Source organism: Escherichia sp. E10V10, from assembly GCF_004211985.1.
In the GTDB taxonomy this organism is placed as follows: Bacteria; Pseudomonadota; Gammaproteobacteria; order Enterobacterales; family Enterobacteriaceae; genus Escherichia.
Genome location: NZ_RHJO01000034.1, coordinates 1 through 3,245 on the forward strand (window position 1 = coordinate 1; position 3,245 = coordinate 3,245).

Sequence of the window (3,245 nt, forward strand, 5' to 3'; positions counted from 1 at the left end):
TTTGCTCTTTAAAAATCTGGATCAAGCTGAAAATTGAAACACTGAACAACGAAAGTTGTTCGTGAGTCTCTCAAATTTTCGCAACACGATGATGAATCGCAAGAAACATCTTCGGGTTGTGAGGTTAAGCGACTAAGCGTACACGGTGGATGCCCTGGCAGTCAGAGGCGATGAAGGACGTGCTAATCTGCGATAAGCGTCGGTAAGGTGATATGAACCGTTATAACCGGCGATTTCCGAATGGGGAAACCCAGTGTGATTCGTCACACTATCATTAACTGAATCCATAGGTTAATGAGGCGAACCGGGGGAACTGAAACATCTAAGTACCCCGAGGAAAAGAAATCAACCGAGATTCCCCCAGTAGCGGCGAGCGAACGGGGAGCAGCCCAGAGCCTGAATCAGTGTGTGTGTTAGTGGAAGCGTCTGGAAAGGCGCGCGATACAGGGTGACAGCCCCGTACACAAAAATGCACATGCTGTGAGCTCGATGAGTAGGGCGGGACACGTGGTATCCTGTCTGAATATGGGGGGACCATCCTCCAAGGCTAAATACTCCTGACTGACCGATAGTGAACCAGTACCGTGAGGGAAAGGCGAAAAGAACCCCGGCGAGGGGAGTGAAAAAGAACCTGAAACCGTGTACGTACAAGCAGTGGGAGCCTCTTTATGGGGTGACTGCGTACCTTTTGTATAATGGGTCAGCGACTTATATTCTGTAGCAAGGTTAACCGAATAGGGGAGCCGAAGGGAAACCGAGTCTTAACTGGGCGTTAAGTTGCAGGGTATAGACCCGAAACCCGGTGATCTAGCCATGGGCAGGTTGAAGGTTGGGTAACACTAACTGGAGGACCGAACCGACTAATGTTGAAAAATTAGCGGATGACTTGTGGCTGGGGGTGAAAGGCCAATCAAACCGGGAGATAGCTGGTTCTCCCCGAAAGCTATTTAGGTAGCGCCTCGTGAATTCATCTCCGGGGGTAGAGCACTGTTTCGGCAAGGGGGTCATCCCGACTTACCAACCCGATGCAAACTGCGAATACCGGAGAATGTTATCACGGGAGACACACGGCGGGTGCTAACGTCCGTCGTGAAGAGGGAAACAACCCAGACCGCCAGCTAAGGTCCCAAAGTCATGGTTAAGTGGGAAACGATGTGGGAAGGCCCAGACAGCCAGGATGTTGGCTTAGAAGCAGCCATCATTTAAAGAAAGCGTAATAGCTCACTGGTCGAGTCGGCCTGCGCGGAAGATGTAACGGGGCTAAACCATGCACCGAAGCTGCGGCAGCGACACTATGTGTTGTTGGGTAGGGGAGCGTTCTGTAAGCCTGTGAAGGTGTCCTGTGAGGTATGCTGGAGGTATCAGAAGTGCGAATGCTGACATAAGTAACGATAAAGCGGGTGAAAAGCCCGCTCGCCGGAAGACCAAGGGTTCCTGTCCAACGTTAATCGGGGCAGGGTGAGTCGACCCCTAAGGCGAGGCCGAAAGGCGTAGTCGATGGGAAACAGGTTAATATTCCTGTACTTGGTGTTACTGCGAAGGGGGGACGGAGAAGGCTATGTTGGCCGGGCGACGGTTGTCCCGGTTTAAGCGTGTAGGCTGGTTTTCCAGGCAAATCCGGAAAATCAAGGCTGAGGCGTGATGACGAGGCACTACGGTGCTGAAGCAACAAATGCCCTGCTTCCAGGAAAAGCCTCTAAGCATCAGGTAACATCAAATCGTACCCCAAACCGACACAGGTGGTCAGGTAGAGAATACCAAGGCGCTTGAGAGAACTCGGGTGAAGGAACTAGGCAAAATGGTGCCGTAACTTCGGGAGAAGGCACGCTGATACGTAGGTGAAGTCCCTCGCGGATGGAGCTGAAATCAGTCGAAGATACCAGCTGGCTGCAACTGTTTATTAAAAACACAGCACTGTGCAAACACGAAAGTGGACGTATACGGTGTGACGCCTGCCCGGTGCCGGAAGGTTAATTGATGGGGTCAGCGCAAGCGAAGCTCTTGATCGAAGCCCCGGTAAACGGCGGCCGTAACTATAACGGTCCTAAGGTAGCGAAATTCCTTGTCGGGTAAGTTCCGACCTGCACGAATGGCGTAATGATGGCCAGGCTGTCTCCACCCGAGACTCAGTGAAATTGAACTCGCTGTGAAGATGCAGTGTACCCGCGGCAAGACGGAAAGACCCCGTGAACCTTTACTATAGCTTGACACTGAACATTGAGCCTTGATGTGTAGGATAGGTGGGAGGCTTTGAAGTGTGGACGCCAGTCTGCATGGAGCCGACCTTGAAATACCACCCTTTAATGTTTGATGTTCTAACGTGGACCCGTAATCCGGGTTGCGGACAGTGTCTGGTGGGTAGTTTGACTGGGGCGGTCTCCTCCTAAAGAGTAACGGAGGAGCACGAAGGTTGGCTAATCCTGGTCGGACATCAGGAGGTTAGTGCAATGGCATAAGCCAGCTTGACTGCGAGCGTGACGGCGCGAGCAGGTGCGAAAGCAGGTCATAGTGATCCGGTGGTTCTGAATGGAAGGGCCATCGCTCAACGGATAAAAGGTACTCCGGGGATAACAGGCTGATACCGCCCAAGAGTTCATATCGACGGCGGTGTTTGGCACCTCGATGTCGGCTCATCACATCCTGGGGCTGAAGTAGGTCCCAAGGGTATGGCTGTTCGCCATTTAAAGTGGTACGCGAGCTGGGTTTAGAACGTCGTGAGACAGTTCGGTCCCTATCTGCCGTGGGCGCTGGAGAACTGAGGGGGGCTGCTCCTAGTACGAGAGGACCGGAGTGGACGCATCACTGGTGTTCGGGTTGTCATGCCAATGGCACTGCCCGGTAGCTAAATGCGGAAGAGATAAGTGCTGAAAGCATCTAAGCACGAAACTTGCCCCGAGATGAGTTCTCCCTGAGACTTTAAGTCTCCTGAAGGAACGTTGAAGACGACGACGTTGATAGGCCGGGTGTGTAAGCGCAGCGATGCGTTGAGCTAACCGGTACTAATGAACCGTGAGGCTTAACCTTACAACGCCGAAGATGTTTTGGCGGAAGAGACATCGATAAGTAAGCTTGATACAGATTAAATCGACAGGTCAGAACAGGACGTGTTGATAAAACAGAATTTGCCTGGCGGCCGTAGCGCGGTGGTCCCACCTGACCCCATGCCGAACTCAGAAGTGAAACGCCGTAGCGCCGATGGTAGTGTGGGGTTTCCCCATGCGAGAGTAGGGAACTGCCAGGCATCA

The 3,245-nt window shown here is 52.6% G+C and carries 2 rRNA genes; both read left to right on the forward strand.

Going from position 1 to position 3,245, the window contains the following annotated elements:
* The first annotated feature begins 122 nt into the window (after positions 1–122).
* Positions 123–3,024: ribosomal RNA gene (locus D9736_RS21980) — 23S ribosomal RNA — on the forward strand.
* A 101-nt stretch (positions 3,025–3,125) separates the two neighbouring features.
* Positions 3,126–3,241 (forward strand): 5S ribosomal RNA (rrf, locus tag D9736_RS21985).
* The last annotated feature ends 4 nt before the right edge of the window (positions 3,242–3,245 follow it).